Here is a 15,797-nt window from a genome sequence, read left to right as displayed (position 1 = left end):
GATCAGAACAGCTTGTCGTAAGCCTGCAACAGGCGCTGGTGCAGTTCCAGCCCTTCGAGCGCCAACCCCGGCGCGGACAGGCCGAAGAAGCGCTCGCGTCGTGCCAGCAGGTCTTCGGCCAGTGCCAGCGTGTCGGCGCCATACAACAGCGCCAGCGCAGGACGGAAGTCGCCTTCGCCGTCCAGATCGAGCAGGGTCTCGATGCAGCGGTAAACGTGATAGCGTGTGTCGGCAATCTGGCGGAAGTGGTGTATCCATTCCAGCCCTTCGCGGATGGCCGCCTTATCACCGCAAGCCAGTGCCAGCAGGGTTTTCAGCTCGCCCATGCGCAGGGTTTTCCAGGCTGAACCTTCCGGCACGGCCAGCCCCAGAATCTCCCACAGCGAACGGTGGTCGGCCAATCCCAGCACCTGCAGTTCGCGCAGCAGCCCGGCACAGCCCGCCTCGTCCAGCGCATGCAGGTTCAGGATGGCAGGGCGGACGCTATTGCCCACGCTATTGTTTTCCCACTCCAGATCGTCGACCTGATAGATCTCGGACATGCCCGGCACTAGAATGCGGCAGGCGTAGACGCCCAGTTCGGTGAAGTCGGAGACATAGATCTCGAATTCGTCCTCGTGGATGATGGCGCACAGGCGTTCGTAGTCCTCGCGGGTGCTGCCCTTGAAGTCCCAGTCGGCGAAGGCGAAATCGGGCTGGGCGGCCAGGAAGGGCCAGCCTATGATGCCGGCCGAGTCGACAAAGTGGGTTTCCAGATTGGACGGGCTGGCGACCTCGTCCATATCCATGCCCGCCTCGGGGAAGCCGGCCAGCGCATCCAGCGCGCGGCCTTGCAACAGCTCGGTCAGGGCGCGCTCCAGCGCCACTTCAAAGCTCGGATGCGCGCCAAAGCTGGCGAATACACCCTGATCGTGCGGGTGCAGCATGGTGACGTTCATCACCGGGTAACGCCCGCCCAGCGAGGCGTCTTTTACCAGAATGCCGAAACCTGCGTCGCGCAAGCCCTGAATGCCGGCGGCGATGCGCGGGTAGCGGGCAATCACCGCCTCCGGTACCTCCGGCAGGCAGATGCCTTCGGCGATGATGCGGAACTTGATATGGCGCTCGATGATTTCCGACAGCGCCTGGGTGCGCGCCTCCGGCTGGGTATTACCGGCAGACATACCGTTGCTGACATACAGGTTGCCGATGATATTGACCGGTATCCAGCTTTGCGCGCCGTCCGATACGCGGGTGTAAGGCAGGGCGCAGATGCCGCGCTCGCCATTGCCCGAGTTCAGGTCCACCAGCGTCGCCGCATCGATGGCGTCGTCCGGATTGTAGAAGGCCAGCAGGTCCTGGTTCAGCAGGCCCTCGGGCCAGCTGCCATCTGCTGGCAGCGCAAACCAGCGCTCTTGCGGGTAATGGACGAAGGGGCGCTTGGCACGTGTTTCACCCAGATAGAAGTGAGTCCAGAAATAATGGCAGGACAGGCGCTCGAACATCTCGCCCAGAGCGCTGGCGCGTGCCGCCAGCTCGCTGGCGCCCTTGCCGTTGGTGAACAGCAAGGGGCAATCGCGGTCGCGGATATGTACCGACCAGCAGTTGTCGACCGGATTGAGCCAGGATACTTCCTCGATATTGAAGCCGCGCGCAGCCAGTTTGGCCTGCATGGTGGCGATGGAGTCTTCGAGGGCGGCGTCTTTGCCGGGGATGAAATGTTGCATGATCGGTACTTCCTGCGCAGGAGATGCTTAAATGGTCGCGCAGCTTAGCACGCAGGCCGCCAGGCAGGGAAACCGGATGGCACCGGCCGGCTTAGGCGCACGCCCGGCTTCCACCTTGCACCCCGCCGGCGCTACAATCGCGCCATCTAAGCCATTTCTAAGGACGTTTTCACCATGCGCGCTTCGCAGTTTTTCATCTCTACCCTTAAGGAAGCTCCGGCCGACGCCGATATCGTCAGCCAGAAACTGATGCTGCGCGCGGGCATGATACGCAAGGTCGCTGCCGGCGTTTACAGCTGGATGCCTATGGGGCTGCGCGCTTTGCGCAAGGTCGAGGCCATCGTGCGCGAGGAAATGAACCGCGCCGGTGCCATCGAAATTGCCATGCCGGTGGTACAGCCGGCCGCGCTGTGGCAGGAAACCGGGCGCTGGGACAAGATGGGCGAGGAGCTGCTGCGCTTCAAGGACCGCCATGATCGCGACTTCGTGATCCAGCCGACCTCGGAAGAGGTGGTGACCGACATCGTGCGCGGCGAACTGAAAAGCTACCGCCAGCTGCCGAAGAATTTCTACCAGATCCAGACCAAATTCCGCGACGAGCGCCGTCCGCGTTTCGGCGTGATGCGTGGCCGCGAGTTCACCATGAAGGACGCCTACTCCTTTGACCGCAGCGCCGAAGATGCGCTCAAGAGCTACGACAATATGTTCGCCGCCTACCAGCGCGTGTTTGACCGCATGGGCCTGAGCTATCGCGCAGTGGCGGCCGACACCGGCGCCATTGGCGGCGACCGCTCGCACGAGTTTCAGGTCATTGCCGATACCGGCGAAGACGCCATCGTTTACTGCCCGGATTCCGACTACGCCGCCAATATCGAATTGGCCGAGGCGGTGGCCCCGGCCTGCACGCGTCCGGCGCCAGGCGCTGCGCTGCAGAGGGTCTCCACACCCGGCGTGAAAACCATAGACGAGCTGGTGGCTTTCCTGTCCTGCGACATCAAGCAGACAGTCAAGGCGGTGGTGGTAGAGGGGGATGGCGAAGACAAACTGCCGGTGCTGCTCCTGGTGCGCGGCGATCATGAGCTGAATGAAATCAAGGGCGAGAAGCTTGCCGGTGTGGCCAAGCCGCTGACTTTTGCCGCGCCCGAATCCATCGTGGCTGCCTTTGGTGCCAATCCGGGCTCTTTAGGCCCGGTCGGCTTCAAGGGCAAGATCTACGCCGACCGCAGTGTGGCGGTGATGGCCGATATGGTGGTCGGCGGCAACGAGAATGATGTGCATCTGACCGGGGTGAATTTCGGTCGCGACCTGCCCGAGCCGGAAGTTGCCGATATCCGCAATGTACTGGAAGGCGATGCCTCGCCGGACGGCAAGGGCGTGCTGGCGATCCAGCGCGGCATCGAAGTGGGTCATGTGTTCTATCTGGGCAATAAATACTCCAAGGAAATGAACGCGACCTTCCTCGACATGGACGGCAAGCCCAAGCATTTCGAGATGGGCTGCTACGGTATTGGCGTGTCGCGCATTCTGGGTGCCGCCATCGAGCAGAACCACGATGAGCGCGGCATTATCTGGACCGATGCGCTGGCACCATTTAGCGTGGTGATCGTGCCTATGGGCATGAAGCGCAGCGAAGCCGTGGCCGAAGCGGCCGAGGCGCTGTATCAGGGCCTGCTGGCCCAGGGTGTGGATGTCTTGCTGGACGACCGCGACGAGCGCCCGGGCGTGTTGCTGGCCGACTCCGAGCTGATCGGCATCCCGCACCGCGTGGTGATTGGCGAGCGCAGCCTGAAGGAAGGCAAGGTCGAGTACCAGCATCGCCGTGATGCCGACAAGACCGAGCTGGCTGCCGATAATGTGCTCGCCTTCGTGCTTGGCAAACTGAGCGCCTGATGCATCGCGCCGCGATAGCCTTGCTGCTCGCTACGCTGGCTTTGCCTGCGTGGGCGGGCGCGCAGCGCGAAGAAGATCTGTCGCACACCGTCGCTTCGGCCCTGCGCCGCAGCGTCGGTGATGTCAATGCGCCACGGCTGGTGTTTGATAGTCCGCAGGAAGGGCAGGCGTGGCTGGCGGAAATGTCGCGGCGGCTGGAAAAACGCATACCGGACGCGTGGACGCGCGAGCGCCTGCTGACCGCCATCCATTACGAGGCGACCCGTGCCGGACTGGACCCGCAAATGGTGCTGGGGCTGATTCAGGTGGAGAGCGGCTTCAAGAAATATGCGGTCTCCAGTGCCGACGCGCGCGGCCTGATGCAGGTGATGCCGTTCTGGACACGCAGCATCGGGACGCCGGAGCACAATCTGTTCGACCTGACCACCAATCTGCGCTACGGCTGCGCCATTCTGCGCCACTATATCGACCGCGAACGCGGCAACCTGTTTCTGGCGCTGGGGCGCTACAACGGTAGTCGCGGCCGCGCCGAATATCCGGATCTGGTGCGTGGCGCCTGGCAGAAGCACTGGGCATGGACACCGCCTGCCGGCTTGCAAAAAGCCGCGTCTATCCGCCCCTGATCCCCACGTCTAATTACGCTGTTTTTTAGCAGGCCCGCCATCGTGCGGGCTTTGTCTTTAATAAATAACGAACTCTAAATATATATTTTATCTATATGGATTGATTTGATGGCATGATTCGCAAATGGCGCTTTGCGCCAAAGCATCACGTTTGGCCGAGTCAGGAGAGAACATGCTGGAAAGAATGCGTATAGGGCAAAGAGTGGCCTTGCTGGCCGCTTGTTTGTTGCTGTTTGTCGGAATGGTGGGCGGGGTCGGCTGGTACGCTTTTCGCGTGGTGGATGCCAACCTGGAAGACTTGTTGGCCGGTGATGTGGCATTCAGCCAGCAGATGCATAGGGTTGAAGCCAGCTTGTTGAGCGTGCGGCAGTATGAAAAGGATATCTTTCTGAGCATCGGCAACCCGGCCGATGCGGAAAAAAACCTGCAAAGTAGCAAGCAGAAATTCGACAAGCATGTGACCGAGCTTGCCGCCTTGCTGCAGGCGTCCAAGAGTCAGCCGCGCGCGGCTGGCAGGCAAGCGGAGTTTGATGTCTTGCAGGGCAAGCTGGAGGTCTATCGCAAGGGAATGGATGCGCTATTTGCGCGTATCGTTTCTGGTGAGATCGCGGCTGCCAATATGGCCGATGCCGCCATTATGCCTTTCAAGTCCGAGCTGTATGCCCTGCGTGACCAGATTGAGAATATGAATCAGCAGGCCAATGCGGATATTGAATCGGCGGATCAGCGGCAAGAAGCCATGCTGGCACAGATGCGCAATTTGCTGCTGGTGGCGGTACTGGCCGCGCTGTTGTCTGGTGCCTTGCTGTCCATCCTGATTGCGCGTTCGATTACCCGTCCGCTATCCCTGTTGCAGGCCCGTATGCGCCATACGGCGGAAAATAATGATCTGACGAGGGGGGCGCAGGTAACCGGCAAGGATGAGGTCAGCGAGACGGCGCGTGCACTCACGGATTTGCTGGGTAATCTGGCCGCCTTTATCGAACGCACCCGTGAAGACTCGCAGCGTGTCAGCGCGACCTCGCATGCCATGTCGCAAGTTGCATCGCGCATTACCGAGGCTTCGCGTGCCCAGGCTGATGCCTCTTCGTCGACGGCGGCGGTGGTCGAGCAGATGACTTCCGGTATCAGCCGTGTGGCCGAGCATGCGTCACAGATGGCGGATGAAGCCCGTTCCAGTATGGAAATGTCGGTTCAGGGTAGTCAGGTAGCGGGGCAGGCTGCCGGGGAAATGTCGGAAATTGCTCAGGTGATCCAGGCTTCCGAGCGTAGCATTGCCACCCTGAGCCAGCGCTCCAGCGAGATTGGCAGCATCGTCGGCGTGATCCGCGAGATTGCCGAGCAGACCAATTTATTGGCGCTGAATGCTGCGATCGAGGCCGCTCGTGCCGGTGAAAGCGGACGTGGTTTTGCCGTCGTCGCGGATGAGGTGCGCAAGCTGGCCGAGCGTACGGCACAGGCGACCAACGAGATTTCCTCCAAGATTTCGCAGGTGCAGGGCGAGACCCAGACTGCGGTTGCCAGTATGCAGCAGGCGGCCGGGCGCATGAGTAGCGGGGTCGAGTTGAGCCAGGCCGTTGCAAAAACGCTGGAAAACATACGCAGCTTGTCGGCCCAGGTGCTGGGCAAGACGGATGAGATTGCCGCTGCCATGCGTGAACAAAGTCATGCCAGCCGCGAAGCGGCCGGTAATGTAGAGCGCATTGCCGAGATGAGCTCAAGCAATAACCAGGCGGTGGTCGAGTCGGCCGCCATGGCCGGCGAGTTGTCTAAACTGTCCAGCGAGCTGGATCTGGAAATCGGCCGTTTCCGTACCTGAGCCTGTCCCTGAAGCGGCCGGCTTGCCCGGCCACTTAATCCTTTTGCGCCAGCAGTAGCTTCTTCAATAGCGCCGCCAGTTGCACGCGTTCGGCTTGATCCAGCGGCGTCAAAAGCTCCGCCTCGGCGGCCAGATGATGGCTGACCGCATCCTCGATCACCATCAGTCCCTTGTCGGTCAGCGTGACTATCACGCCGCGCCTGTCGTTCGGATCGGTGCGGCGTGTCACCAGTTCTGCCTTTTCCAGCCGGTTGATACGGTTGGTCAGCGCGCCGGACGAAATCAGTACCATATTCTGCAATTGTCCCGGTGACAGCTGGAACGGCGCCCCCGAGCGTCTGAGCGCGGCCAGCACATCGAATTCGCCGACATTGATGGCGTGTAGCGCCAGATCCTGCAGCACGCGCCGGGTAATGAAATATTCCATGCGTGCAATGCGGCCGATAACTTCGGTCGATGAGGGATCAAGGTCGGGGCGAACCGCGCGCCACAGGGCAACGATCTGGTCTATCTGATCGGGAGAGGAGACGCTCATACAGGCAGGCTTAGGATGGATTAATAATGTCGTAAGCTTAACACGAGAGGGTTTTTTTGCGTCTGTTGAAGAATTTTGATAGAAAGATTCTTTGCTTGAAGATATGTAACGATGAAAACAGCCATTCGCGGCGCACTCTTGACCTTTAAGGACGACCCGTTCGTGCGCGAACTGCAGGACTGCATGGTGTATGAAGAGGATGCCATCGTAGTGATGGAAGATGGCAAGATCGCCGCCGTCGGCCCCGCCTCCACGCTCCTGCCTACCCTGCCCGAAGGGCTTGAAGTTACGCGCTACACCGACGGCGTGATCTTGCCCGGCTTTATCGACAGCCACGTGCACTACCCGCAGACCGAGATGATCGCCGCTTACGGCGAACAGCTGATCGACTGGCTGAACAACTACACCTTTATCACCGAGCAGGGTTTTGCCGATAAGGCGCACGCCGCCGAAGTCGCGGCGCTGTTCCTCAAAGAGCAGCACAAGAACGGCGTCACCAGCTCCTGTGTGTTTGGTACGGTATTTCCGCAGTCGGTCGATGCGCTGTTTGAAGAGGCCGCCCGCTACGATATGCGCATCATGGCCGGCAAGGTGTGCATGGATAGAAATGCGCCCGCAGCCTTGCTCGACACGCCGCAGCGCGCTTACGACGAATCCAAGGTGCTGATTGAGCGCTGGCACGGCAAGGGCCGCGCCGAATATGTCATCACGCCGCGTTTTGCCCCGACCTCCAGCCACGAGCAGCTGGAAATGGTCGGTGCTTTGGCGGGCGAATTCCCGACCACGCTGATCCAGTCGCACCTGTCGGAGAATCGTGGTGAAGTGGAATGGGTGAAGTCGCTATTTCCCGCATGCCGCGACTATACCGACGTCTATCACCGCTATGGTCTGCTGCGTGAGCGCGCCATTTACGGCCATGGCATCCATCTGTCCGAAGCCGAACTCGAGGTGCTGTCCGGCACCGGCACCGCGATTGCGCACTGCCCGACTTCCAACTTCTTTCTTGGCTCCGGCTACTTCAATGTGAAGCAGGCGCGCGCTGCGCATCGCCCGGTCAAGGTCGGCCTAGCGACCGATCTGGGGGCCGGCACCAGCTTTTCCATGCTGCAGACCATGAACGAAGCCTACAAGGCGGCGCAATTGAACGGCTACGCGCTGTCTGCTGCGCATGCCTTCTACCTCGCCAGCCGCGGCACGGCCGAGGCCTTGGGTTTGCAGGACAAAATCGGCAGCGTCGAAGCGGGTAAGGAAGCCGACTTGTGCGTGCTGAACCTCAAATCGACACCGATCATCGAGTACCGCATGCGCTACGCGCGCGACATTCACGAGGCCTTGTTCATCCAGATGACCTTGGGCGACGACCGCGCCATCGCGGCGACCTATATCGCCGGACGCAAGGTGCATGGCTGAGGCTGGGGAGTAGGGAGTAGGGAGTAGGGAGTGGGGATACTCCCCATTCACTACTCCCTACTCCCTGTTTTTACAGGAACAGATAGCGCGCGATAAACAGGGCGGCGATCACCACGATAGGCAGCGACAGCTGTTTGCCTTGGCCGGTAGCCAGCTTGGTGATCACATAGGTGATGGCACCAAAGGCGATGCCGTCGGCGATGGAGAAGGTGAAGGCCATGGTGCTGATGCAGGCGATGGCCGGTGCGGTTTCGGTCAGCTCGTCCCACTCCAGATGGGTCAGACTCCTGAGCATCAGGATGGCAACGTAAAGCAGTGCCGGTGCGGTGGCGTAGCCCGGCACCATCGCCGCCAGCGGCGCGAAGACCAGCGCGGCGATAAACAGGCCGGCAATCACCACGGCGGTAAGACCGGTACGGCCGCCGGCGGCGATGCCAGTGGTCGATTCGATATAGCTGGTGGTGCTGGAGGTGCCCAATAGCGCGCCGGCGCTGATCGCGGTCGAGTCGGCCAGCAGCGCGCGCTTGAGGCGCGGCAGGTGGCCGTCCTTGTCGAGGAAGTTTCCGCGCTCGGCGATGGCGATCAGCGTGCCCGAGGTTTCAAACAGGCTCATCAAAAAGAAGGACAGCACTACGCCCAGCACCGCCGGGTGCAAAGCGGCGAGGATGTCGGCCTTGAGGAAGGTCGGCGCCAGCGAAGGCGGCGCCGAGACGATGCCGCCATACGGGGTGTAACCCAAGCCAACCGAGATCGCGGTCACCGCAAGAATGCCGATGATGATGGCGCCAGGCACGCCGCGGCGGTCGAGTACCACCATCAGCAAAAAGCCAAATGCAGCCAGCAGCACCGATGGGGTGCCCAGCGGCCCCAGCGCCAGCATGGTGTCCGGGCTGGCCACGACGATACCGGCCTGTTGCAGCGCAATCAGCGAGATAAACAGGCCGACGCCGGCCGAGATCGAGTGTTTGAGGCAGGCGGGAATCGCGTTGACGAACCATTCGCGTACCTTGAACAGGCTCACCAGAATAAACAGGATGCCGGACAAAAATACGGCACCCAGTGCCGTTTCCCACGGCAGGCCCATGCCCTTGACCAGGCCGAAGGCGAAGAAGGCGTTGATGCCCATGCCCGGCCCCTGGCCGATCGGGTAGTTGGCGAGCAAGCCCATCAGCAGGCAGCCAATGGCACCGGCGAGGCAAGTGGCGACGAACACGGCGCCATGGTCCATGCCGGCGGCGGCGAGGATGTCCGGGTTGACGAACAAAATGGCCGACATGGTGAGGAAGGTGGTGAAACCGGCGAGGATTTCGGTGCGCACGGACGAGCCTTGCGCACGGATGTGGAACAGTTTTTCCAGCATGCGTGATTCCGGAGAGAGTTTGCAGGAACCCGGAGACAACCGGGCGCTAGGCGGGCAGCCGGCAGATATCCGGCGCCCGCTCCGTCGGGCGAAGTATAGAGGAGATGGGGGGCAGGGAACAGGGAGTGGGGAGTGGCAGGCCGTGCCCGCCAGCGGGTATTACTTCTTGCCCAGCCACAGCACGCGGGTGCCGGCCAGCCTATCGTGCAGGCTGCGTTTTTCCGGATCGATGCCGCGGGCGATAAAGGGGAGCGGCAACCAGACCAGGGCGAGCCAGAAGGGCGCGCTTTCTCCCAGACTGCGGCTCCAGCCGGCATAGGCCAGCGCCGGCACGCCGACAAACAGCGCCAGTGCAATCAGGTAGCGGCGCAAGGCCAGCGGCCAGTCTAGCGCCGCGCCATCGGCACGCACCAGCTTCAGGCGCCAGGTTTTCATCGCCAGCGTCTGCCCGCCCTTGACCCAGCACCAGCCGTAATAGGCAAACAGCAGGCCGGCCAGCAAAAGACGGAACAGCAGCTCGGCCAGCGGGCTTGCACCCAGTACGGCCTTGAGGGGGGTTAACAGGGTGGCGATCGCCAATAGTACGGCGGCGGTGAGCAGCACTTCATACAGTAAGGCGGCCAGCGTGCGACGGGCGCTGGGTGAAGTGGGGTGGGCGGGCATGCAGTATCCGGGCGCAAGAGTGAGGACGATATTCTACCTGAATGATGGCGGGGTACGCAGGCTCAGCGTGGTGCCAGTGAACCCGGTGAGTGTTGTTGGCGCCAGTATTGTTGTTGTGCGGGCGGCATCGCCTGCAATTTGTGCCAGTTCTGTCTTGCCAGCTGGCGCTGTGCCGGCGTGAGCTCGGCCCAGCGTTTAAGCCTGCTTTGCAAGCGGGTCCGCTTGGCGGGGGGGAGTGCGTTGCCATTCGGAACCAGAGCCAGCATGTCCTGTTTTTTGGGGGCGGAGTAGCGGTTCCAGTCGCGGGCCAGAGGGGCAAGCAATTGGCGCTCGTGTTCGGCCAGCTCGTTCCAGTCGGGTGAAGCGGGCGTGCCGGCACTGGCTTGCAGGGTATACAGGCAGATACACACAAGCAGGCATCTAGTCATGATTTTGTTCCAGGGCCGGATCGAGCAGGGTGTCTAGTGACCAGGTATCGGCGAGCAAGGCGGTGTCGTCCGGGCTGTCGGTCTGCGTTTGCCATGGCATTTGCGGCAGGCTGGTGCTGATCAGGACGAGCAGCAATAAGGTGAATGCCGCGCGGCGCAGGGGCTGCAGATGGAGCGTCAGCCAAGGGCGCAGACGGGCAAGCCGGCGCGGGCCTTGCCGTTCGGCGGCATCCAGCGCAGCGAGGCACACAGCAGGTAGCTGAGTCTCATTCTTGGGCAGGGCCGCCGTCAATACTGCGCAGATGGCAGCATCCAGGCTGGTGTAGCCTGCAGGCAGGCTTAAGCCTTTTAGTGACAGCAGGGTATGCAGGGCATGACGGCCAGCGTGCTCATGCCGGGCAAGGGCTCGGGACGAAAGCGCCATGCTTTGTGCCGCTTGCTGTGGGCTGAACCCCAGCCAGTGGCGCAATAGATAAGCTTGCCGGTCGGTGTCGGGCAATAAGGCCAGTGCGGCATGGATGAGTGCGGGCGCTTCGCTGCTCGCTGGCCAGTGCTGTTCCGGCGTGGGAGTGGCCAGCATTTCCAGCAGGATGGGCGCATCCGCATCCTCTAGTACCGGTTGGCGCCAGGGGGGCCGCGCGCGGCGGCAGGCTTGTGCCAGCATGCGCTGGAATAGCAGCGGTAGCTGCTCGGGCCTTGCCACGCCATGACGGGTGATGGTGAGCAGCACGGCGCGCGTCAGCGCCTGCTGGGCCGTCTGCGTGTCCGGCAGCACCAGCATGGCTTGATACAGGGCTTTGGGCATGGCCGAAACCAGAAAACCGGACAGTTGCTTGCGGGTCGCCATCAATAGTATGGAATAAGGGTAAGACGCTATCTTAACAAAGCGCAGTCCATCAGGGTATGTATGCAGCAAAGGCCGGTTTTTCCAGCCTGTCCATGCCTTGTGCGGCCGCACAAAAGCGCTTGACCGTGTTTTGGCAGATACGCTATGGTCATTAACTGCAACGGGACGCAATAGAGATAAGTAGAGGCCAAGATGCAAATATCGGGCGCGGAAATACTGGTCCGCAGCCTGCAGGAAGAAGGTGCCGAGTATATTTTCGGCTACCCCGGCGGCGCGGTTCTAGAAATATACGATGCTATCTTCAAGCAGAACCAGTTCAAGCATGTACTGGTGCGGCATGAGCAGGCAGCCATCCATGCGGCGGACGCGTATTCGCGTTCCAGCGACAAGGTCGGCATTGCGCTGGTGACCTCCGGTCCCGGCGCGACCAATGCCGTGACCGGTATTGCGACCGCTTACATGGATTCGATTCCGCTGGTGGTGATTTCCGGTCAGGTCGCGACGCCGGCCATCGGCATGGACGCTTTCCAGGAAGTCGACATGGTGGGCATCACCCGCCCGTGCGTGAAGCACAACTTCCTGGTCAAGGACATCAAGGATCTGGCCGAGACCATCAAGAAGGCGTTTTATATCGCCAGAACCGGCCGTCCAGGACCGGTGGTGGTGGATATTCCCAAGGATGTGACTCAGGCGGTGGCCGAGTTTAGCTATCCGGACAGCGTGCATATCCGCTCCTATCTGCCGGTGACACGCGGCCATCCAGGGCAGATCAAGAAGGCTGTCGGCCTGTTGATGGGTGCCAAGCGTCCGTTTGTCTATGTGGGTGGCGGGGCGGTACAAGGTGGCGCGGCCGCAGAAGTGACCGAACTGGTGCGTGCTTTGGGCCTGCCTTGCACCAATACCCTGATGGGGCTGGGTGCCTATCCGGGCTCGGATCCGCAGTTCCTCGGCATGCTGGGCATGCACGGCACTTACGAAGCCAATATGGCGATGCAGAACTGCGACGTGCTGATTGCTATCGGCGCGCGCTTTGATGATCGCGTAATCAGCGTGCCCGAGCATTTCCTGTCATCCCCGAAAAAGATTGTGCATATCGACGTCGACCCAAGCTCGATCGCCAAGCGGGTCAAGGTGGACGTGCCTATCGTCGGCGACGTCAAGCATGTGCTCAAAGAGATGCTGGAGCTGATTCGCGCTTCCGGCGAGCGCCCGGACGCCGCAGCGCTGGCCGAGTGGTGGCAGCAGATCGAAGCCTGGCGTTCCCGCGACTGCCTGCTGTACAAGCCGTCCAACGAATTCATTAAGCCGCAGTCCGTGGTGCAGGCGCTGTACGAGATTACCGGTGGCAACGCCATCGTGACCTCCGATGTGGGGCAGCACCAAATGTGGGCGGCGCAGTACTACAAGTTCGATCGACCCAAGCAGTGGCTGAACTCGGGGGGGCTTGGCACCATGGGCTTTGGCTTGCCGGCCGCCATGGGGGCGCAGCTGGCTAACCCGGATGCCACCGTCGCCTGTATTACCGGCGAAGGCTCGATCCAGATGAATATTCAGGAGCTGTCGACCTGCAAGCAGTATCACACGCCGGTCAAGGTGATCTCGCTCAACAACCGTTATCTGGGCATGGTGCGCCAGTGGCAGGAGTTCTTCTACGGCACGCGTTATTCCGAGTCGTATATGGATGCGCTGCCCGATTTCGTGAAGATTGCCGAGGCCTATGGTCACGTCGGCATGAAGATCGAAAGCCCATCCGATGTCGAGCCGGCACTGCGCGAGGCGTTCAGTGCCAAGCTCAAAGAGCGGCTGGTGTTCATGGATTTCCGTACCGACCAGTCGGAAAACGTGTTCCCGATGATACGCAACGGCAAGGGTCTGGATCAGATGGATCTGCCGCCGCATATGCGCGAAGACGATGCGCCGCCGGCCAATCGTGACTACGGCAACCTATGCTGAGCGGAGAGATCACTATGAAACACATTCTTTCCATTTTGCTGGAAAACGAAGCCGGTGCCTTGTCCCGCGTAGTGGGGCTGTTTTCGGCACGCGGCTACAATATTGATTCGTTGACGGTATCGACCACCGAAGACCCGACGCTGTCGCGCATGACCATTGTGACGCACGGGTCCGATGACGTGATCGAACAGATTACCAAGCAGCTCAACAAGCTGATCGAGGTAGTCAAGGTGATCGACCTGAACGAGTCCGAACACATCGAGCGCGAGCTGATGCTGATCAAGGTGCGTGCGACCGGCAAGGAGCGCGAGGAGATGAAGCGGATGGCGGATATTTTCCGTGGCCGCATTATCGACGTCACCGAAAAGACTTACACCATAGAACTGACCGGAACCACGGAAAAGCTCGGTGCCTTTATCGAGGCCATAGACCGTGCGGTGATTCTGGAAACGGTCAGAACCGGTGCCTCCGGCATCGGTCGTGGTGAACGCATTCTGAAGATTTAACGGGGGCCGGCAGACGCGCCGGGGAGCGCTAGCGGCGCTCCGCTTTCCTCATCCATAGCATAACGACACAAGGAAAAACAAAATGAAGGTTTATTACGATAAAGACGCCGACCTCTCCATCATCAAAGACAAGCGCGTTGCCATCATCGGCTACGGCTCGCAGGGTCACGCCCATGCTCAGAACCTGAAGGAGTCCGGCGTCGAGGTGGTGGTGGGTTTGCGCAAGGATGGCGCATCGTGGGCCAAGGCCGAAGCTGCCGGTCACAAGGTGAAAGAAGTCGCCGAAGCGGTGAAAAAGGCCGATGTGGTGATGATTCTGCTGCCGGACGAGAGCCAGCCTGACGTCTACGCCAAGGACATCGCGCCTAACCTGAAAAAAGGCGCGGCACTGGCCTTCGCTCACGGCTTTAACATCCATTACAACCAGATCGTACCGGCTGCCGATATCGACGTGATCATGGTTGCCCCTAAAGGCCCTGGCCACACCGTGCGTTCCGAGTATGTGAAGGGCGGCGGCGTACCGACCCTGATCGCCGTTTATCAGGATAACTCCGGCAAGGCGCGCGACATCGCGCTGTCCTATGCCGCAGCCAACGGCGGTACCAAGGGCGGCGTGATCGAGACCAATTTCCGCGAAGAAACCGAAACCGACCTGTTCGGCGAGCAGGCCGTACTGTGCGGTGGTGCCGTCGAGCTGGTAAAAGCCGGTTTCGAGACGCTGACCGAAGCCGGTTACGCACCGGAAATGGCCTACTTCGAGTGCCTGCACGAACTGAAGCTGATCGTTGACCTGATGTACGAAGGCGGCATCGCCAATATGAACTACTCGATCTCGAACAACGCCGAGTACGGCGAGTACGTGACCGGGCCGGAAGTGGTGACCTCCGCCACCAAGGAAGCGATGAAGAAGGCGCTGTACCGCATCCAGTCGGGCGAATACGCCAAGATGTTCATCCTGGAAGGCAAGACCAACTACCCATCGATGACCGCGCGCCGCCGTCTGAACGCCGATCATCCGATTGAAAAAGTAGGTGCCGAACTGCGCGCGATGATGCCGTGGATCGCCAAGAACAAGCTGGTTGACCAGTCCAAAAACTAAGCCTGTTTAGTGCATGAAAAAAGCCGGGATGCATGCCCGGCTTTTTTGCGTCTGGCGGCAGGCTTAATCCGCCATCGCCTCGCCCATGCGCACCGCGCGCGCCGGCGCCCATTCGGGCTTGAAGGCACACTGGCCTTCGGGAAAGAGCAGCACTACGGTCGAACCCAGCAGGAAGCGGCCCATCTCCTCGCCCTTTTTCAGACGGATATCCTGATCACGGTAGTCCCAGTGGCGCACATCCTTGCTGCGCGGCGGGTTGACCACGCCATGCCATACGGTGGCCATGCTGCCGACAATGGTGGCGCCGACCAGTACCAGTACGAACTCACCCTCGGGGCCGTCGAAGACGCACACCACCCGCTCGTTGCGGGCGAATAGCGCATCGACGCCGCGTGCGGTGGCCGGGTTGACCGAGAACAACTCGCCCGGCACATAGCTCATGGAGCGCAGGCGGCCATCGCATGGCATATGGATGCGGTGGTAGTCGCGCGGGCTCAGGTAGATGGTGGCGAACTGGCCGTGCTCGAAGCGCTTGGCCAGCGCGGCGTCGCCGGCGAGCAAGGCGGTGGCGCTGTAAGACTTGCCCTTGGCCTGAAAGATCTGGCCGGATTCGATGCGGCCAAACTGGCTGATGGCGCCGTCAACCGGGCAGACGAGCGCGCTATCGGCCAAGGGCCGTACGCCGGGCTTGAGTGCACGGGTAAAGAATTCGTTGAAGCTTGGGTAGGCGGCGGGGTCCGACTGCGCTGCCTCGGCCATATTGACCTGATAGCGGGCAATAAAGTCGCGGATCAGTTTCTGGGTCAGGCTGCCTGCTTGGCACCCGGCAATAAAACCGGACAGGCGGGTAATGGCCAGCTTGGGCAGTGCATGCTGCAGCAGCACGAATAGGCGCTCGGACAAGGGCAATCCCCGAAAGTCAAAAGGAGTGAATTATATCCTATCTGCTTGTTTGGGG

General features: G+C 61.0%; 14 protein-coding genes. 7 read left to right on the top strand and 7 right to left on the bottom strand.

The window, feature by feature from the left end; translation table 11 throughout:
- Positions 1-2: 2 nt before the first annotated feature.
- Positions 3-1,706: a 30S ribosomal protein S12 methylthiotransferase accessory factor YcaO gene (ycaO, locus tag M3P88_RS08225; RefSeq protein ID WP_249615573.1), complete on the bottom strand. Its 1,704-nt coding sequence runs from the start codon at positions 1,704-1,706 to the stop codon at positions 3-5.
- Positions 1,707-1,880: 174 nt separating this feature from the next.
- Between ycaO and M3P88_RS08220 the strand changes: the two genes are divergently transcribed.
- The 3 genes from M3P88_RS08220 to M3P88_RS08210 all read left to right on the top strand — a co-directional run bounded on the left by M3P88_RS08220 (position 1,881) and on the right by M3P88_RS08210 (position 6,038).
- Positions 1,881-3,596 (top strand): proline--tRNA ligase, encoded by a 1,716-nt coding sequence (locus M3P88_RS08220; protein WP_249615572.1) that lies wholly within the window; start codon positions 1,881-1,883, stop codon positions 3,594-3,596.
- Positions 3,596-4,219: a lytic transglycosylase domain-containing protein gene (locus M3P88_RS08215; RefSeq protein WP_249615571.1), complete on the top strand. Its 624-nt coding sequence runs from the start codon at positions 3,596-3,598 to the stop codon at positions 4,217-4,219. The genes M3P88_RS08220 and M3P88_RS08215 overlap by 1 nt, the downstream gene beginning before the upstream one ends.
- A 172-nt stretch (positions 4,220-4,391) precedes the next feature.
- Entirely contained in the window at positions 4,392-6,038 is a 1,647-nt protein-coding gene (locus M3P88_RS08210; RefSeq protein ID WP_249615570.1) for a methyl-accepting chemotaxis protein, read from the top strand.
- A 34-nt stretch (positions 6,039-6,072) separates the two neighbouring features.
- On the opposite strand, the gene M3P88_RS08205 is transcribed toward M3P88_RS08210, so the two are convergent.
- Positions 6,073-6,573, bottom strand: coding sequence for a MarR family winged helix-turn-helix transcriptional regulator (locus M3P88_RS08205; RefSeq protein ID WP_249615569.1), 501 nt, complete (start codon positions 6,571-6,573; stop codon positions 6,073-6,075).
- 111 nt (positions 6,574-6,684) lie between these two features.
- Here M3P88_RS08205 and guaD point away from each other — a divergent pair, with 111 nt between their 5' ends.
- On the top strand, positions 6,685-7,983 hold the full coding sequence (gene guaD / locus M3P88_RS08200) for a guanine deaminase (RefSeq protein WP_249615568.1): 1,299 nt from the start codon (positions 6,685-6,687) through the stop codon (positions 7,981-7,983).
- A 70-nt stretch (positions 7,984-8,053) separates the two neighbouring features.
- Here the strand turns inward: guaD and M3P88_RS08195 are convergent, their stop codons facing one another.
- The 4 genes from M3P88_RS08195 to M3P88_RS08180 all read right to left on the bottom strand — a co-directional run bounded on the left by M3P88_RS08195 (position 8,054) and on the right by M3P88_RS08180 (position 11,281).
- Entirely contained in the window at positions 8,054-9,343 is a 1,290-nt protein-coding gene (locus M3P88_RS08195; protein WP_249615567.1) for an NCS2 family permease, read from the bottom strand.
- Between the two features lie 159 nt (positions 9,344-9,502).
- Positions 9,503-10,006: an RDD family protein gene (locus tag M3P88_RS08190; RefSeq protein WP_249615566.1), complete on the bottom strand. Its 504-nt coding sequence runs from the start codon at positions 10,004-10,006 to the stop codon at positions 9,503-9,505.
- Between the two features lie 62 nt (positions 10,007-10,068).
- Positions 10,069-10,434 carry a DUF3106 domain-containing protein gene (locus M3P88_RS08185; protein WP_249615565.1) on the bottom strand — a complete coding sequence of 122 codons (366 nt, stop codon included), beginning with the start codon at positions 10,432-10,434 and terminating at the stop codon, positions 10,069-10,071.
- The gene (locus tag M3P88_RS08180; protein ID WP_249615564.1) at positions 10,427-11,281 is read right to left on the bottom strand and encodes a sigma factor-like helix-turn-helix DNA-binding protein; all 855 of its coding nucleotides are present in this window, start codon (positions 11,279-11,281) and stop codon (positions 10,427-10,429) included. Before M3P88_RS08180 ends, M3P88_RS08185 begins: the two co-directional genes overlap by 8 nt.
- A gap of 192 nt (positions 11,282-11,473) precedes the next feature.
- Between M3P88_RS08180 and ilvB the strand changes: the two genes are divergently transcribed.
- The 3 genes from ilvB (at position 11,474) to ilvC (ending at position 14,839) form a co-directional block, all read left to right on the top strand.
- A complete protein-coding gene (gene ilvB / locus M3P88_RS08175) occupies positions 11,474-13,234 on the top strand; it encodes a biosynthetic-type acetolactate synthase large subunit (RefSeq protein ID WP_249615563.1) in 1,761 nt (586 codons plus the stop codon).
- Positions 13,235-13,248: 14 nt separating this feature from the next.
- Entirely contained in the window at positions 13,249-13,740 is a 492-nt protein-coding gene (gene ilvN / locus M3P88_RS08170) for an acetolactate synthase small subunit (protein WP_124735081.1), read from the top strand.
- Positions 13,741-13,822: 82 nt separating this feature from the next.
- A complete protein-coding gene (gene ilvC, locus M3P88_RS08165; RefSeq protein WP_124735082.1) occupies positions 13,823-14,839 on the top strand; it encodes a ketol-acid reductoisomerase in 1,017 nt (338 codons plus the stop codon).
- 63 nt (positions 14,840-14,902) lie between these two features.
- Here ilvC and asd read toward each other — a convergent pair whose 3' ends face one another.
- A complete protein-coding gene (gene asd / locus M3P88_RS08160; RefSeq protein ID WP_249615562.1) occupies positions 14,903-15,742 on the bottom strand; it encodes an archaetidylserine decarboxylase in 840 nt (279 codons plus the stop codon).
- Positions 15,743-15,797: the final 55 nt, after the last annotated feature.

Origin of the sequence: Craterilacuibacter sp. RT1T, assembly GCF_023502145.1 — a bacterium.
Lineage (GTDB): Bacteria > Pseudomonadota > Gammaproteobacteria > Burkholderiales > Chromobacteriaceae > Craterilacuibacter.
This window is presented reverse-complemented; position numbering and strand designations above follow the sequence as displayed.